This is a genomic window from Chamaesiphon sp. VAR_69_metabat_338, assembly GCF_031423935.1.
Taxonomy (GTDB): domain Bacteria; phylum Cyanobacteriota; class Cyanobacteriia; order Cyanobacteriales; family Chamaesiphonaceae; genus Chamaesiphon.
The window spans coordinates 1-1940 of sequence record NZ_JANPGM010000613.1 but is presented as its reverse complement, the minus strand read 5'-3'; the positions used below and the strand labels follow the sequence as shown (position 1 = coordinate 1940).

General features: G+C 50.1%; 2 protein-coding genes. One reads left to right on the top strand and one right to left on the bottom strand.

What is annotated here, in order from left to right; all coding sequences use genetic code 11:
- Positions 1-35: 35 nt before the first annotated feature.
- The gene (gene glyA, locus RMO84_RS16930; RefSeq protein WP_310489608.1) at positions 36-1319 is read right to left on the bottom strand and encodes a serine hydroxymethyltransferase; all 1284 of its coding nucleotides are present in this window, start codon (positions 1317-1319) and stop codon (positions 36-38) included.
- 391 nt (positions 1320-1710) lie between these two features.
- Here glyA and RMO84_RS16925 point away from each other — a divergent pair, with 391 nt between their 5' ends.
- Positions 1711-1917: a hypothetical protein gene (locus RMO84_RS16925; RefSeq protein WP_310489607.1), complete on the top strand. Its 207-nt coding sequence runs from the start codon at positions 1711-1713 to the stop codon at positions 1915-1917.
- Positions 1918-1940 lie beyond the last annotated feature (23 nt).

Sequence of the window (1940 nt, the reverse complement as noted above, 5' to 3'; positions counted from 1 at the left end):
GGGATCTCGATCCCGCGCGCTCCCTGTTTTTATTTTTATGCTAGTGCGGGTACAGGCATACTTAAATGTGGATATAGGGGGAATCGATCGCATAGAGTTCCAATCCGCTGGATACAATCGCTGGCGACTTTATCATCTTCGGGATTTAGTAACCGATCGGCAATAATATTGGCAATTTCGACAAACTCAGTCGTCCCCATGCCGCGAGTCGTCATCGCTGGCGAACCGAGTCGCAAACCGCTAGTGACGAAGGGCGATTCGGGATCGAACGGTACGGTATTTTTATTGGCAGTGATATTGACATCGCTGACGAGTAAATCTGCCTGCTTGCCAGTCATGCCGATCGATCGGAGATCGACCAACAGCAAGTGGTTATCAGTCCCACCAGAAACGATTTTAAAGCCCCGTTGTTGGAGTTGACCCGCCAGTGCTTGCGCGTTGGCAATAACGTTGCCGCAATAGGTCTTAAAGGTGGGCTGGAGAGCTTCGCCAAAGGCGACAGCTTTACCGGCAATTACATGTTCGAGCGGGCCACCTTGGCTGCCAGGAAATACTGACTTATCGAGTTTTTTACCTAGTTCGGCATCGCGAGTCATAATCAAACCACCGCGCGGCCCTCTAAGCGTCTTGTGAGTGGTGGTCGTTACCACGTCACAATAGGGGATGGGGTTGGGATGATGTCCAGTAGCCACTAATCCAGCGATGTGGGCGATATCGGCCATCAGGAACGCACCGACTTCATCGGCAATTTCGCGGAACTTGGCAAAGTCGATAATCCGAGGATAGGCAGAATAACCGCAAATCAACAATTTGGGACGATGTTGTTTCGCCAAATCCCGAATCATGTCGTAGTCTAGCTGCTCAGTTTCAGGACTGACACCATAGTGATTGACATCAAACCATTTGCCCGAAAAATTCACGGGCGAACCGTGGGTGAGATGTCCGCCGTGCGACAAATCCATGCCCATGATTTTGTCCCCAGGATTGAGGAGCGTCAGGAACACAGCAAAGTTAGCTTGCGCGCCAGAGTGGGGCTGGACGTTTGCCGCCGCCGCACCGAATAACTGCTTGACGCGATCGATCGCAATTTGCTCGATCTCATCGACAAATTCACAACCGCCGTAATAACGCTTACTAGGCAAGCCTTCGGCGTATTTATTAGTCAGTACCGAACCTTGGGCGGCCATCACCGCAGCAGAGGTGAAATTCTCACTGGCAATCAATTCGAGATGACTCCGTTGACGACCTAGCTCCGAACCGATTAAACTCGCGATCGCCGGATCTGTCTCTACTAGAAATTCTAAGTTAGTTTTTGCCATGGTCTAGTCTATATCTGGAAATAGGTTAGGAACTACTCGATCGATTGAGGTTCTGTGTGGATATATATCATAACCAATCGCTCTGACTTCGATCGAGATCTGTCTCCACCCGAACTCTGGTTCGATTGCCCCAAACCGTCTCACTCGGCACAAATATCTCACTCGATGGATCCGAAAATAACTACTATCGGTAAACGAGCTAGCGATCGATCCCGAGCGACATCAGTGACAATTTGAGTACTATTGATAAAATTGATGATATCGACGATCGTCCTCTGCCAGCTCCAATTTTTTACGCGGTATGTGCTAAGTGTTGCGCACTCGCCCAATTAGATTCCAGTCCAGACCGTCTAAATCCCCCAAAATCCCGACTCAAACTTGAGGGTCGTATATGTTAGTAGTCATTCTCAAAGATCGAATTATTCCGCCGCAACAAGTCTGCCAAGCTTGTCTGTTAGCCGATCGCGATGGCCGCCCCCGCTGGCGACAAGGTAAACTCGGTTGCGGTCGCCTCGTCTACAACTTCGACTGCTGCACCGAAACCCAATCTAATGCTTACGAGTGTCAGATGGGGTTTCGGTTGGTGGATATTGAGTAAGTTGGGAGTGCGGAGTGCGGAGT